Here is a 13,501-nt window from a genome sequence, read left to right as displayed (position 1 = left end):
CTAGCAAAAACAAAAAAGCCGCTGATAACAGCGGCTCTCGCGAGGGGCACCATTAACTCAACCCAACAATATTACCCTCATCATCGAGGTCAAGTTTCATAAACGCCGGTTTTTCCGGCAATCCGGGCATGGTCATCACATTGCCGCATAAGGCATAGACAAATCCGGCACCGGCACACAATTTCAACTCGCGGATCGGTACATCAAACCCTTGCGGCGCGCCTTTAATCGTGCCATCCGTTGAAATTGACAGCGGCGTTTTCGCCAAACACACAGCTAAATCATCAAGGCCTTGTTGCTTAAATTGTTGCAGCTGCTGCTTAGCAACATCACTGAGCGTGACACTCCCTGCACCGTATCCGACTTCAGCCACGGCCATCAGCTTTTCTTCTAAGCATTGATCGGCTGAATACAAAGGCCTAAAGGTCGAAGGAGCGGCACATTGAGCCATGACTTTCTTTGCCAGTTCACGCGTGCCCTCGCCGCCGTGAGCAAAGCCCTCACTGACGGCAACTTGTACCTGGTTGGGTAACGCCTCGATCATGGCTTTTAATGTCGCAAGCTCAGCATCGCTATCTTGCGGGAAACGGTTGATTGCGACCACCGCCGGCACACCATATTGATTTACATTGTTGATGTGCCACTTCAGGTTTTCAAACCCTGCCACCAATGCTTCATGATCATCCACAAAAAGTGATTCTGGTAGTGGTTGCCCAGGCAAAAAGTTATAGTGCGTTGAGTTGGCCTTTAAGCCACGTAATGTGGCCACAATCACCGCGCAGTCTGGTGCTTTACCGGATGCTTGCGCTTTGATGTTACATGCCTTCTCAAATCCCATGTCTGAGCCAAAGCCCCCTTCGGTGACGGTGTAATCACTCAGCTTAAGGGCAATGTTATCGGCAATAATCGACGAATTACCATGGGCAATATTGGCAAAGGGGCCGGCATGAATTAGCGTCGGCACGCCCTCTAAGGTTTGCATGAGCGTGGGTTCAATTGCCGCTTTCATGCTTACCGCCATCGCCCCCGCCACTTGCAAATCTTCGGTGGTGATCGGCTCACCGGCATGACTATAAGCCAACACAATGCGGCCAATGCGCTGACGTAAGTCACGAAGATCGCTTGCCAGCGCCAGAATCGCCATTAACTCAGAAGCTGCTGAGATATCAAATCCGCCCTCTCGCTCATAGCCATTAATGGTTTTTCCCGGCTCATTTTTGCCCACAGTAACCATGCGCAAGGCGCGATCGTTATGATCCATCACCCGCTTCCACACCACGCGATTCGGATCGATGTTTAACGCTTTTAGTCCGCTTCGAGCTTCAAAATCGTCATAGCCCAAGCGCTGCTCGTGATAGATGCGCGCGTCAATCGCGGCAGCGGCCAAATTGTGTGCAGCAGTGACGGCATGAATATCACCGGTTAAGTGCAGGTTTAGCTCTTCCATCGGGGCCACTTGTGAATAACCGCCTCCAGCCGCGCCGCCTTTGACCCCAAATACCGGCCCCATCGAAGGTTGACGAATACAAGCGGTCACGGATTGGTTGAGTTTCGCTAACCCTTGCGCCAGGCCGATGGTGGTCACCGTTTTACCCTCGCCCAGCGGCGTTGGGGTAATAGCGGTGACCACGACCAACTTGCCAGTTTGATTAGGCGCGAGGCGCTTCAAACAATTGAGAGAGACTTTGGCTTTGTGGCTGCCTTGGGTTTCAAACTCGGCTTCAAGCAAACCGGCTTGCTTGGCAATGGTAGAAATGGAAGTCAGTGTGGTGTTACGACAGATTTCGACATCAGATAGCATGAAACCCTCTCAATAGAGTATAAAATAATCACGTAAACGTTTGCGTAAAAATGATACCGCTAAAATGACCATTGTAAAGCGAAAGAATACTTGCCGTAAGCGCCCTTTTTGATTTTTATCCCGCCTTACTCGTTCCCACGCAGGAGCGTGGGAACGAGTAACCGAAGCCTCACCAAACCATTCCTCGATTTATACCGTACACTTAGTGGGTGATAAGGAGATGGTTATGAAAAGCAGCAAGGTTCCGCATGGTAAATGGTCTCGTTTTGGGGCGTTGGCTTCAATAGCCGGGCGAGTGGCGTCGAATGTTGCGTGGGAAGGCACGAAGCAGTTTGCGCAGGGAAATCGGCCAAGTCGTAAAGATTTGGTGATGTCACCGGCCAATATTGCCCACGTGGCCGATAAATTGGCAGATTTACGCGGCGCGGCGATGAAGGTGGGTCAACTGTTGTCGATGGATGCGGGCGATTTGATCACGCCAGAGCTCAGCGATCTGCTCGCGCGGTTGCGTAATCATGCCACGCCCATGCCGCCAGCACAGCTTAAAGCCGTTCTTAACGAACAATGGGGCGACAATTGGCAAGCAGAATTTACCCATTTTCGCTTCTCTCCCATCGCGTCAGCTTCCATTGGTCAAGTGCACGAAGCGTATACCGATGCCGGTGACAAAGTGGCAGTGAAGGTGCAATATCCACGCATCAAAGACAGCATTGATAGCGATGTTGACAATGTCATCACTCTGCTGCGTTTGAGTGGCCTTATCCCCAAAGAGGCGAACTACCAAGCTTTGCTCGATGAAGCCAAGCAACAGCTGCATGACGAGGCCGATTACCTGAAAGAAGCGCAGTCGCTTATCCGGTTTGGTACCCATTTAAAAGACGCTGACGGCTTAGTGGTGCCTAAAGTACACTCAGCTCTTACCTCGGATCGCATTCTAACCATGAGTTATATGGCGGGTGAACCCATTGAGCAGCTTGACCGTGCTTCAGAAGTGGTACGCCAGCGGGTGGTAAGTCGTTTGTTCCAATTGCTGTTTGAAGAGGTGTTTATGTTTGGGGAGGTGCAAACCGATCCGAACTTCGCTAACTACTTGTATCAGCCAGACACGGGCCGCGTGGTATTGCTCGATTTTGGCGCCACGCGTCAGTATGCACCGACGTTTACCGATGGCTATCGCAAGCTGTTTTTGGCGGCGATAGAAAAAGATAATGCAGGGATTGAAGCGGCGCTGACTCAGATTGGCTTTTTTGCTGAGCATATTTTACCCGAGCAAAAGGCCAGCGTGCTTGAGCTGGTGAACACCGCTTGTGAGCCCATTGCTGCCGATGCGCCATTTGCGTTTGGGCAAGCAGACTTAGCCACGCGTTTACGTAATCGCGGCGTTGCCTTGAGTATGGAGCAAGGCTATTGGCATACGCCGCCGGCCGATGCGTTGTTTTTGCATCGTAAAATTGCGGGCTTGTATTTACTGGCCGCGAAGTTGGATGTCACCTTAAATGTGCGTGCATTGTTAATGCCCTATTTAACCGGCGAGCCACAGACTGAGACAGCGCAAGTTTAATCCCGCTGCGCGCCGGGAACGGTATGTTCGGTTTAGTCACTATCGCGCAATGCGTCGCAGTACACCACAAGATCGTCGGCGGTCCAATGGGTTGAGACGTTACGCTGAGTCAGTGAGGTTTCAACCCAGCCTGCGCTGACCACCTCAAACCAGTGAGTTAGCATTGCCTCAAATCCTTTGCTCGCCTGCATACCGGTCCAATCTGGGAGGCTAAGTTGAGTGATTACGTTGTCTTGCATGCGTTCGCCTCGGGTAAAGCCATCAAAGAAATAGCACTCATTACGATACGCAGCGGCAATGGTTTCTTTGGTGGCACCGTATTGGCGATTCATGCTGGCTTCAAACAAGCTATTATCACGGTGCCAGCGCACATCTAATCGGCCGAGTAACCCTTCACCAAATTGCGCGAACACGTCTAAATCATCAATACTCATGTCGCCATGTACATTAATACTGTCGAGCGGATGAATAAAGTCATCAAAAATAAAGCGGCGTGGTGTATCAGGCAGCGCATGGCGGTGTTTTTCCCAGCGCAACGATAACAACGGTGTGCCTAACTCATCTTCCGGACGCTGATCGTTCAGATGGGTGTTTAACAGTGGCAAATAACGGCGATTAAACCCGACAAACAACGGCGTTTGGTGTTGCTCAGCCAAGTTAAATAAGGTTTCAACGTCTGCGCCTGAAGGGGCAACGGGTTTATCAACAAATACCGGCACGCCAGCTTCGAGGCAGGGACGAATCAAGGCCGCATGCGAGTCGGTCGCGCTATGGATCATCACCCCATCCACACCAAGCGCCAAGCATTCATGGATGTCGGTGGCCATGTTCGTCACCCGATATTGATGTGCGAGCGCAGCCAACTTTTGGCTATCACGGCTACACAAGACCCAATCTAACCCTGGCCAATTGGCCAATAAGGGTAGATACGCTTTTTGGGCAATGTCGCCAAGCCCGATCGATGCGATCTTCATGCTTTCTCCTTACGTCGTGGCGCAGCCAGCTGTAGCCCAACCGGATGCGGCCCAACCGAGTGCGGCCTCAGTCAGCGCTGGAAGTCGCCAGCAGAAATCAGTAACCTAGCCGCATTCTACACAGTGTTTATCATTATGAATATTTTAATCTCTTGGCTCTCTCAGGCCGGTGCGTGGTTAACGCCTTGGCTAAATGATATTGCGATGGCTATTGTCGCGTCGCTTTTGGTGGTGTTTGGTAATGACATTAACCGTACCCTACGCCGTTTATTAACCGGACACCATTTTATTGTTCGTACTCTGGTATTTGTGGCAATCAATGCTTTTGGTTACGGCGCTTTCATTATAGCGGTGTCGCCGTGGCTTGCGGGTAAAATGCGTGGATGGCCTGATCATTGGCTGTTTGCCGGCTTAGTGGCGACCTTTATCTTTATCGGGATGTGGGCGCAGCGTCAGCGCCAAATCTAACCGCCCGATAGCCCAGCCCCCTTCCCTGTGATGCCCAATCATCCACTTTCTCGTATGGCTGTTTAATTACTAAGCAGCCATACTGTGTAAGCAATCCGATACTGGTATCACAGCGTATTGGTGAGAAAAAGGAGATTTGTATGCAACGTGGACTCATGTGGTTTCGCCACGACCTTCGAATACACGACAATCCTGCGCTCGCTAATTTGGCCTCAAGCTGTGACACGCTGACCTGCGTGTTTGTGATTGATCCGAGCTGGTCACGTGCAGATCATTTTCAAAGCAAGCATTTGGGCCCTCAGCGCGAGGCATTTTTGTGGCAAAGCTTAACGGAGCTGCACCGCGCCTTAGATGCCATGGGGCAAAAGCTGATTATTCGTACGGGCAACCCGCTGGAAGTGGTGGCGAACCTTTGTATGGATCATGAGTTTGATCTGATTGGCGTCACCGACCACCCTGGTACGCGTGAGCGCCATCAGGTAGACACCTTAGTCAGCCGCTTTCCGCAGCGGGTGGTGGTGTCCGATGCGCATACGCTGTTTACACAACACCAGTTGCCGTTTGATTTACCTGATATCCCGCCAACGTTTACGCAGTTTCGTAAAGCGGTCGAAAAGAAAGGGATCCAACCGCGATTACCCTTGCCGGTGCCTGAGTCATTACCGGCGCCCTTGGCTGGCATGACATCTGAGCCGGCACCACTGTCCGACCGTCGGATTTCCCCGTATCAAGGCGGTGAAATTGCCGGCCGCGCCCAATTGAATCATTTCTTATGGGATACGCACCGGGTCCAGCGTTATAAAGAAACGCGTAATGGTCTTGATGGGTGGGCGTTTTCTTCGCGTTTATCGGCTTGGCTGGCCAACGGTTGCTTGTCGGTACGTTGGGCGGCCGCGGAGTTAAACCGCTATGAGCGCAATGTCGAGCAGAATGAATCGACCTATTGGTTGTATTTTGAGTTGTTATGGCGCGAATATTTTCAGTGGATGCTGTATCACTACGGTGCGCGCTTTTTCCGCTTTAAAGGTATCGCCAATAAACGTCCTCTAACCACGTTTTATGCTGAAGCCTTTATGGCATGGCGCGAAGGCAGTACCGATTTCCCGATTGTGAATGCCGCCATGCGTCAGTTAAAACACACTGGGTGGATCTCTAACCGTAGTCGCCAGTTAGTCGCCAGCTGTTTAATTCACGAGCTTGGGATCGATTGGCGTTATGGCGCGGCGTATTTTGAGCAGCAGCTGATTGATTTTGATGTGGCGGCCAACTATGGCAATTGGCAGTATTTGGCGGGTGTAGGGGCTGATCCCCGCGGCAGCCGCCGATTTAATCTCGACAAGCAAGCCGCGCAATACGATCCTGATGGCAGCTTTGTCGCCAAATGGCTAACCAATGAAGAGCCCTTATATTGATGGTGAGGATAATCCGATACTACCCCTTTATTTACCAAGTTACCCATTTATTTACCTAGTAAAGCGTCGTTCGCTTAGTCTCTCGGCTCGCCGGCTTTTTCGCAGGCGGGTCGGTAGCTATCAATAATCGCGCTCACTTTATCGCTCACCCGGCGTGAGAATAATAAGGCAATGTGGGTAACCGGGTACACATCGTGGCTAGTCATGCCTTCGATTTTTGTTTCTTCAACCAACACGGTGCCATCACAGACTTGTTTTTTTAACAGCATAGCCGCGGGGCCGAAAGGACAATCTCCGGCGAGGCTGTGTAACGGTGGCAAGTCGATCCAAGGGGTAACGGTATCTGGGATCAACAGGTGCTCACTACGTTGAAATAACCAGCCGCCCCACCCAAGGTCACCAAATAAGCGGGCAAGTTGAGCACCTTGGTGCGGAGTCCCTAGGGTGATCACCGCACGAACGTTTATCGTGCCAGACGAGAGGCGCTCGGTTTGGCGCTCAAGGTAGCGTCGAATAATCAGCCCACCCATTGAGTGACCAATAAGAATGGCGGGCGCTTGGCCAATAAACGCATCAATTTTAGCGTTTATCTCATCGAAGTCTGGGTTCAAGGTGTTATACGAAAGATTCAGCACCTGATGGCCCTGTTTTTCCAGCCGCTCACACAGGGGGATCAAAAAGATGCCGTGCATGTATAAGCCGTGCAATGTCACAATTTTCATCCCGTCTCCCTTTTTAAAAAACGCCTCACCCTTCATCGAGTGAGACGTCATTGTGTTTTACTCGCGCTCTATCATCCGTTAGAAAATCAAATGGGCGATACCTGCAACAACGGGAAGCGTCACCAGGGTACGCAAAATAAAGATCACAAACAGCTCCCACAGTTTTACTGGAATCTTACTGCCGAGCAAGAGTGCACCTACTTCGGAGATATAAATCAGCTGAGTGACCGACACGGTGGCAATCACAAAGCGGGTCATTTCGCTTTCAATGTCTGCCGCTAGAATGGCCGGGATAAACATATCAGCAAAGCCGATCACCATGGTCTCGGACGCCTTCACCGCATCAGGAATGTGCAGCAATTCAAGCAGTGGTACAAAGGGTGCGCCGAGAATACTAAAGACGTCGGTATATTCTGCGACCATCAGTGCCGCGGTTCCGATTGCCATCACCACAGGCAAGACACCGAGTACCATGTCGACAGCGTTTTGGGCGCCCTCTTTGAGCACGCTGTTCACCGAGCGGATTTTCTCGGCACGGTTGAGGGCACAATGCAGGCCATAGCTTAACGTAGAATACCCTTCTGGTAATGTTTCCTCGTCACCTTGTCGCTCTGAGTTATCGATTAACGCATCTTTTTTCCAGCATAAAGGAGGCAAACGTGGCACCACTATTGCCGCCGCAATCCCGGCTAAACATACAGTGAGATAGAACCAGGTAAACATATGCATCAAATTAACTTGTGCAATCACCACCAAGCTAAAACTGATCGATACCGCTGAGAAGGTGGTGCCGACAACCGCCGCTTCTCGCTGGGTGTAAAAGCCCTGCTCATACTGTTTACTGGTCATCAAAATGCCGACACTACCGTCGCCCAACCAAGACGCCGCACAATCAACGGCCGAGCGCCCCGGCAAACCAAACAGTGGGCGCATGACTTTGGTGAACACCGCGCCCAATAACTCCAATAAACCAAAGCTGGTTAGCAGTGGTAACAATAAACCGGCAAAAATGAATACCGAAAGCAAGGTAGGCAGCAATTCATTAAGCACAAACGCCCCGGTGGTTTCGCCCATGATCACTGGCGTACCGATCCCATAAAACGCCATGATGACAAAAACAGCGCCAAATATACGAGTTGCCAACCAAATGGGGGTTACGTTGAATAAGCCATTAAGGAAGCCATGGCGTGTGATCACGGCAGGTTTGGTCAAGGTAACCAATACTGAAACAACGGCACTCAACACCACTAAGGCAGTGACGACCGCGGTTGCACTATTACCTAACAAGTCCAACACAGTGCTGGCCATCACCGCAATAGGGATAGTGACACTGTCGCCGAAAGTAATGGGTGTCATGAAAAACAGCAACCCAAGCAGCGATGGGATCGCGAACATCAGAATATTTCTCGTCGAAGGTGCCTTCTTGGAGAGTGTGTCAGTTTTTTGCATACGTCTGAATCCTGAATTTTTATTTATCTCACAGCGAAAACCAACCACTTTGGCGATTAATTATTCACTCACTGTGGCTGACTGGCATGCAGATTATCGAATCACACATAGGATGTAAATAACTATTTAGTCATAAATACTGAATAAATACATCGCAAAAGTCGATTCGCCATGCCATTTTCTGGTTTTATAGTTCAACAAACTCTCTTTTGTGAAAAGTTTGTTACACCGTTTTATTGACCAAGATCAGATTCTGTTACTCATTTGTAGGGTATGAGGTGGGTTAGCTCACAGAATAAGCCCAAATATAATCAACCGATAAGGCGCAAACTTGCCTTCAATGCCTGTTAACCAATTTTAAAGTCAATACGGGCATATTCTTTGATCAACCAATCACCAAAGTCATTGAGGAGGGTCATAACAGCACGTTTTTTTACAGGTTTGCGTTCTAGTAGTATAAAAAGTCGCTCAATTGCGGTTTTCTGGGCAGGATAATGTTTGATAAATGCGTCGGCACACTCTTCTAATGACTCACTCCAACGTGCTTCTTTATGCATAACTAACCCAAATGCGGCGCGTATTAAGGTATCGGCGATCGATTGTGCGACGTTGAGCTGGGTATTCCAAGTTGTCGCGGCGGTCACCTTTTGCTTGGCGCGCGCAAGCTTTTCCGATACGTCTGGATTCATGGCTTTTGCCACTTCCCAACTGGCTTCGAACAAGCCAAAACTAAGAGAGAGATCTTGTCCATACAGGCAAATCGCTCTGTGCTTAAAAAAGAAGCCCCAATGGAAGACTTGCGACAGATCGCTAACGTGTGACACTGTCACTATATCGATATGGCAATCACTGATCACTTTGCTATGGCTGGTTTTCAATCGCCACAACAAGGTATTTAACGCATTAGATTGATCAAGCGTTAACGCCTGTTGGCACACAACGGTCAGTGATAACACCGTTTCTTTGACGACCGCACGGCGCCAGACAATATCACCACTGATATACACACTGTGAAGCCGCTTGCCAAGCAGAGCACGCAGCTGTTTCACCGCTTTGATCATCACGGGAATAAATTCAGATTGGAATGGCGCGCGCCGATCGGGCTCGGGTAAATACGCGGTTCGAGATTGCAACTGAGTCACGACTTTTACACACGGTTGAACAGGCGCGCTATTGTTGGTCATCTGCATTAACAAATCAACGCTCTAACAACGGCTCTGCTTCAATTTTAGTCAGTCTCTGTGATAATCACCAGAGTGGTTCGCTGTGCATGGTTTAGGGGGTGCCATACGAATCTCTAGAGCCATGCCCCACTCTTGGCGTTTTTGATCGCTGAGATGCCACCTTGCGCATGTTATAGTGCGACCATGCACACCCCAACGAGAGATAATTATGACGCAACACAACCTGCTTAACTTAGAGGATATAATCGAGACCGCGTTTGATATTTTTGCCGAAATGGCCCCCGACAACTTGGAGCATGACGATTTGCTGCTTTTTGAATCTCGGTTTGAAGACGAAGGCGGTGCGATTGTGGTCGAAGTTAATAGTGATTGGCCTGAACACGTGGGCGCTGATATAGATTTATCTCAGTGTGCAGAAGTGCAAATTGGACTGGCCGGCGACGAAGTGCTTAAACCTGTATTCGCGCGCATGCTGATTAGCCGCGATATCGATAATAAATTCTGCCATATGCTGTGGAACCGAAACGGAAAGCAGTTGCATTAATGTCCTTACACTTATCTTGAGGCTCTCAAGCACATTCAAACTTAGCCGTAACGGCAGCCCTTTCACTGCCGTTATTGTCGGTTTTGCGGGTAATCACGATATTCTGACCGATTAATGCGCGGTGAGCGAAGCGTGATCATCGCCATGAGTTTCTGCGTGATAGCTGATGAATAGCCCGATCGTGGCGAGTGTGCCGAGTATCAGCATGATCGCCCCCAGAGAGAGTTGACTTGCCACGCCCAACTGACTTGCCACCAAGGTGACTACCCCTGCCAAAAGGTTTTGTGTACCGCCTAAAATCGCGCCGGCGGTTCCGGCATGATGAGGGAACGGGCTAATTGCACCGGTGCTTGCTGCGGGAAACAGAATCCCTGCTCCGGCAAAGTAAACACAGCCACCGCCAATCAATGCATAAAGTGACACCTCGCCCATTAGGCCAGGTAAGGTGATCAATCCTGCCCCCATCAGAGCGAGGACGCTGCCCAGTGCCAACGTGGCATAATAGCCCAGGCTGTCGGCGAATCGGCTCGATAGTCCCGCCCCCACTAAGTAAGCAGGAAGTGGTACCACAAAAAGCAAACTAATCATACGCGGTGATAGCGCCATGGTATCGGACATAATCACACCTGCCGCTGCTTCAAACAGAGAGACACCGGCAAACACAGTCACGAGGCAAAGCAGATAGCCTCTAAAGCGACGTGAGCCCATAACATGGCGGTAACGTGTACCAAAGTGACCGGGTTGACGTGACTCACGTGGCAATGTTTCGGTAAATCGCAGCGTCATGATCGCATACACGGCAATGCCTAGTAGGAGCAAGAAAAAGTAGCTCGCGCGCCAGTTTAATGCTTCGGTTAAAAATCCCCCGAGTAGCGGCGCAAGTAAGGGAGAGAAAATCAGTCCCATACTGACAAGGCTATTAGCGCGGTGCAGTTTAGCACCAGAAAAACAGTCTCGCGGGAGTGTACGCGCCATGGCGCCGCCACAGCCAATGCCAGCACCTTGAACGACGCTGCCAATCAAAAAACCGTTAAATGAGCTCACCAGTAAGGTTACGCCTGTACCCACTAAAAATAGTACCAGGCCGGCCAATATCACGGGTTTACGCCCTACTCGGTCAGACACGGCACCATAAATGAACTGCGATAATCCGTACGGAATCAAATAACAGGCCATGACTGCTTGTAACCGTGACGGTGACACCGCAAAGTCCGTCGCCATCACGCCAATAGAAGGTACATACATGGTTTGGGTCATTTGCCCAACCGCTGCCAACATCACGATCAATAGCAATAGCTTGCCCATAGGCATTGCCGAGGACATACCAACACTCCTAAAAATTATTATGCGAAATAAACATTGAAAAACGAAACAAGATTGAGGTTAAGGACATAACCTCCGAGAACACCTTGTTTACGGTGAGGGAATGATAGGCTTTGCAGGCAAGGTAAGCAATCGACGTTTAGCGTCACCACCCCGATTCTTTATTATATTAAAGATTAGTTTATCTAATCCTAAATCCAGCGACGCACCTGTGCTTTGTAGGCTTCAAATTCATCGGGCCATTGGCTCAACAAGCGGTACTCTTCGGCAGGAATAAATGTGGCAGACAAGTAAGCCATAAAAGCAGGGATCATCCCCCAACACCATAGCGCATTAAAGTAGAACCCGGCGGCAACAATGATCAATATCATCGCCAAGTACATTGGGTTACGGCTATAAGCGTAGATGCCTGTAGTGACCAGCGCGGAGGGGGCTTGTAGCGGATCGACAGTGGTGTGATGACGATGAAACGCCCATTTTGCCGCCAGCAATAGCCCTAAGGCAACGACAAACGGTGCAATCGCCCAGCTGGGGCTGCCTAGCTTAATATCAAAAGGAAAGTAATACGTTAATGCAAGCCCGCCGCCAATTGCCGCTAACATGGCAATGGGAGGTAAAGGGGGAAAGAGATAACGCCAAGCCGGTACACGCATAACTCGTCCTTGAGTGATGACTGATATAATAGCGAAACTCTAACCAAAAAAGGCAGCCACTGTCACTGCCTTTTTGCCAAATTACGAGGCGTTAACGCTTAATATTCAGTCTTGCTCAAGATTGAGACGATGCTTGCCGTGTTCGATCTTGGCTTTCAGATAATTACGGTTACCATCTTTAAGGTGGGCTTTGGTGCCAATCACTTCTTTTAAGGTGATACCTGCGGCTTGTAATTCTTCGATTTTTTTCGGGTTATTGGTCACTAAGCGGATGCAATCAATATTAAGCGCTTTGAGCATTTGCGCCGCTTCGGTAAACTCTCGCAGATCGTCAGCAAAGCCAAGGTGATTGTTGGCTTCGTAAGTTGTCATGCCTTCGCTTTGTAACTTATAGGCGTCTAACTTATTGTACAGACCAATTCCTCGTCCTTCTTGACGGAGGTACAAAATAATCCCGCCATCTTCACCCATTTTATGGATAGTTTCTTCAAGTTGTTCGCCGCAATCACAGCGTGAGGAGTGAAAGACATCGCCGGTTAGGCACTCAGAGTGCATACGTACTAGCGGTGGATTAGCCGTGTGATCGGCCTGCTTAAAGATCAGCGCGACGTGCTCTTGTTCGGATTGTAATCCATGGAAGGAAAGGATCTCTGCGGGGATCTCGCTTCCCACCCCGACTTTCAACGGCACTCGGGCCCTAACTTTAACCATTATGCGTTTATCTCTTACTGCTGATACCCGATTCAGGGCGCTAACATTACTACACCCACGATCGGATGCCAATGAGAAGATGTTATAATATAACACAAAAGGGTTATGTTATAACATTATATATTCAGATATTGAGTGTGTTTATTGTAACCGGCGCACCACAACGGCAGGATTACCCGCGACAATAGAGAAAGGCTCAATGTCTGTATCCACGACAGATCCTGCTTCAATCACGACCCCCTCACCGATTGCAATGCCCGCTTTAATCACCGTATTGCCTTCAATAATGACGTTGTTACCAATAATCACATCTTGAGAAGACTCACACTCACCACGGGCAATATCTAGCGGTAATACGCGATGGCGGGTGGTATAGATCCCAACGTTCGGGCCAATGCTGACATTATCGCCAACGCTGACATGCGCGCCATCTAGAATCGTGCAATTGGGCCCGACACTGACATTACTGCCGATACTAATATTCATACCGTAATGACAAAAGAAGGGCGCATCGATTTCGACGTTGTCACCGATATGCGCAAACAGTTTAGTGGTGACCACATTTAAGCTGGAGGCATCCTCTGGATCCAGTCGATTAAATTGTTGGCACAGTCGGCGCGCCGCATAACGAAACAACGTCAGTTCCTCATCGGCAGGACAGTACGGCAAGCCTCGCTGCATTTTTTCAAATTCCGTCAT

General features: G+C 49.8%; 13 protein-coding genes. 4 read left to right on the top strand and 9 right to left on the bottom strand.

The genetic code is table 11. The features are described from left to right. Nucleotides 1-52 precede the first annotated feature (52 nt). Nucleotides 53-1,801: a formate--tetrahydrofolate ligase gene (locus tag HLG76_RS00410; RefSeq protein ID WP_175992880.1), complete on the bottom strand. Its 1,749-nt coding sequence runs from the start codon at nt 1,799-1,801 to the stop codon at nt 53-55. A 220-nt stretch (nt 1,802-2,021) separates the two neighbouring features. On the opposite strand from HLG76_RS00410, the gene HLG76_RS00405 reads away from it, so the two are divergent. Continuing rightward, the gene (locus HLG76_RS00405) at nt 2,022-3,362 is read left to right on the top strand and encodes an AarF/ABC1/UbiB kinase family protein (protein WP_175992879.1); all 1,341 of its coding nucleotides are present in this window, start codon (nt 2,022-2,024) and stop codon (nt 3,360-3,362) included. Between the two features lie 32 nt (nt 3,363-3,394). Here the strand turns inward: HLG76_RS00405 and HLG76_RS00400 are convergent, their stop codons facing one another. After that, nucleotides 3,395-4,336 carry a Gfo/Idh/MocA family protein gene (locus HLG76_RS00400; protein WP_175992878.1) on the bottom strand — a complete coding sequence of 314 codons (942 nt, stop codon included), beginning with the start codon at nt 4,334-4,336 and terminating at the stop codon, nt 3,395-3,397. A gap of 135 nt (nt 4,337-4,471) precedes the next feature. On the opposite strand from HLG76_RS00400, the gene HLG76_RS00395 reads away from it, so the two are divergent. Next, a complete protein-coding gene (locus HLG76_RS00395) occupies nt 4,472-4,804 on the top strand; it encodes a DUF3392 domain-containing protein (RefSeq protein ID WP_021024518.1) in 333 nt (110 codons plus the stop codon). Nucleotides 4,805-4,944: 140 nt separating this feature from the next. Then, on the top strand, nt 4,945-6,216 hold the full coding sequence (locus HLG76_RS00390; RefSeq protein WP_077461161.1) for a DASH family cryptochrome: 1,272 nt from the start codon (nt 4,945-4,947) through the stop codon (nt 6,214-6,216). Between the two features lie 74 nt (nt 6,217-6,290). Here the strand turns inward: HLG76_RS00390 and HLG76_RS00385 are convergent, their stop codons facing one another. From HLG76_RS00385 to HLG76_RS00375, 3 genes are all read right to left on the bottom strand, one after another. After that, on the bottom strand, nt 6,291-6,938 hold the full coding sequence (locus HLG76_RS00385; RefSeq protein WP_175992877.1) for a triacylglycerol lipase: 648 nt from the start codon (nt 6,936-6,938) through the stop codon (nt 6,291-6,293). A 78-nt stretch (nt 6,939-7,016) separates the two neighbouring features. Next, nucleotides 7,017-8,387 (bottom strand): YjiH family protein, encoded by a 1,371-nt coding sequence (locus HLG76_RS00380; protein WP_241827346.1) that lies wholly within the window; start codon nt 8,385-8,387, stop codon nt 7,017-7,019. A gap of 347 nt (nt 8,388-8,734) precedes the next feature. After that, nucleotides 8,735-9,577 (bottom strand): hypothetical protein, encoded by an 843-nt coding sequence (locus HLG76_RS00375; RefSeq protein ID WP_021024514.1) that lies wholly within the window; start codon nt 9,575-9,577, stop codon nt 8,735-8,737. Between the two features lie 202 nt (nt 9,578-9,779). On the opposite strand from HLG76_RS00375, the gene HLG76_RS00370 reads away from it, so the two are divergent. After that, nucleotides 9,780-10,115 carry an HI1450 family dsDNA-mimic protein gene (locus tag HLG76_RS00370; protein WP_021024513.1) on the top strand — a complete coding sequence of 112 codons (336 nt, stop codon included), beginning with the start codon at nt 9,780-9,782 and terminating at the stop codon, nt 10,113-10,115. Nucleotides 10,116-10,226: 111 nt separating this feature from the next. On the opposite strand, the gene emrD is transcribed toward HLG76_RS00370, so the two are convergent. From emrD to HLG76_RS00350, 4 genes are all read right to left on the bottom strand, one after another. Then, nucleotides 10,227-11,438 carry a multidrug efflux MFS transporter EmrD gene (gene emrD, locus HLG76_RS00365; RefSeq protein ID WP_021023755.1) on the bottom strand — a complete coding sequence of 404 codons (1,212 nt, stop codon included), beginning with the start codon at nt 11,436-11,438 and terminating at the stop codon, nt 10,227-10,229. 191 nt (nt 11,439-11,629) lie between these two features. Beyond that, complete coding sequence (locus HLG76_RS00360) at nt 11,630-12,091, bottom strand: isoprenylcysteine carboxylmethyltransferase family protein (RefSeq protein WP_175992876.1); 462 nt, start codon at nt 12,089-12,091, stop codon at nt 11,630-11,632. A gap of 105 nt (nt 12,092-12,196) precedes the next feature. Beyond that, the gene (gene ribA / locus HLG76_RS00355; RefSeq protein WP_021023753.1) at nt 12,197-12,802 is read right to left on the bottom strand and encodes a GTP cyclohydrolase II; all 606 of its coding nucleotides are present in this window, start codon (nt 12,800-12,802) and stop codon (nt 12,197-12,199) included. A 141-nt stretch (nt 12,803-12,943) separates the two neighbouring features. Continuing rightward, nucleotides 12,944-13,501, bottom strand: a complete 558-nt coding sequence (locus HLG76_RS00350; protein WP_077670086.1) for a sugar O-acetyltransferase — start codon at nt 13,499-13,501, stop codon at nt 12,944-12,946.

The organism is Salinivibrio sp. EAGSL, assembly GCF_013366455.1.
Lineage (GTDB): Bacteria > Pseudomonadota > Gammaproteobacteria > Enterobacterales > Vibrionaceae > Salinivibrio > Salinivibrio costicola.
This window is presented reverse-complemented; position numbering and strand designations above follow the sequence as displayed.

Excerpts from the sequence above, each read along its gene's own strand:
- HLG76_RS00410 (WP_175992880.1), bottom strand. The coding sequence starts at position 1,801 with ATGCTATCTGATGTCGAAATCTGTCGTAACACCACACTGACTTCCATT.
- HLG76_RS00405 (WP_175992879.1), top strand. The coding sequence starts at position 2,022 with ATGGTTATGAAAAGCAGCAAGGTTCCGCATGGTAAATGGTCTCGTTTT.
- HLG76_RS00400 (WP_175992878.1), bottom strand. The coding sequence starts at position 4,336 with ATGAAGATCGCATCGATCGGGCTTGGCGACATTGCCCAAAAAGCGTAT.
- HLG76_RS00395 (WP_021024518.1), top strand. The coding sequence starts at position 4,472 with ATGAATATTTTAATCTCTTGGCTCTCTCAGGCCGGTGCGTGGTTAACG.
- HLG76_RS00390 (WP_077461161.1), top strand. The coding sequence starts at position 4,945 with ATGCAACGTGGACTCATGTGGTTTCGCCACGACCTTCGAATACACGAC.
- HLG76_RS00385 (WP_175992877.1), bottom strand. The coding sequence starts at position 6,938 with ATGAAAATTGTGACATTGCACGGCTTATACATGCACGGCATCTTTTTG.
- HLG76_RS00380 (WP_241827346.1), bottom strand. The coding sequence starts at position 8,387 with ATGCAAAAAACTGACACACTCTCCAAGAAGGCACCTTCGACGAGAAAT.
- HLG76_RS00375 (WP_021024514.1), bottom strand. The coding sequence starts at position 9,577 with ATGCAGATGACCAACAATAGCGCGCCTGTTCAACCGTGTGTAAAAGTC.
- HLG76_RS00370 (WP_021024513.1), top strand. The coding sequence starts at position 9,780 with ATGACGCAACACAACCTGCTTAACTTAGAGGATATAATCGAGACCGCG.
- emrD (WP_021023755.1), bottom strand. The coding sequence starts at position 11,438 with ATGTCCTCGGCAATGCCTATGGGCAAGCTATTGCTATTGATCGTGATG.
- HLG76_RS00360 (WP_175992876.1), bottom strand. The coding sequence starts at position 12,091 with ATGCGTGTACCGGCTTGGCGTTATCTCTTTCCCCCTTTACCTCCCATT.
- ribA (WP_021023753.1), bottom strand. The coding sequence starts at position 12,802 with ATGGTTAAAGTTAGGGCCCGAGTGCCGTTGAAAGTCGGGGTGGGAAGC.
- HLG76_RS00350 (WP_077670086.1), bottom strand. The coding sequence starts at position 13,501 with ATGACGGAATTTGAAAAAATGCAGCGAGGCTTGCCGTACTGTCCTGCC.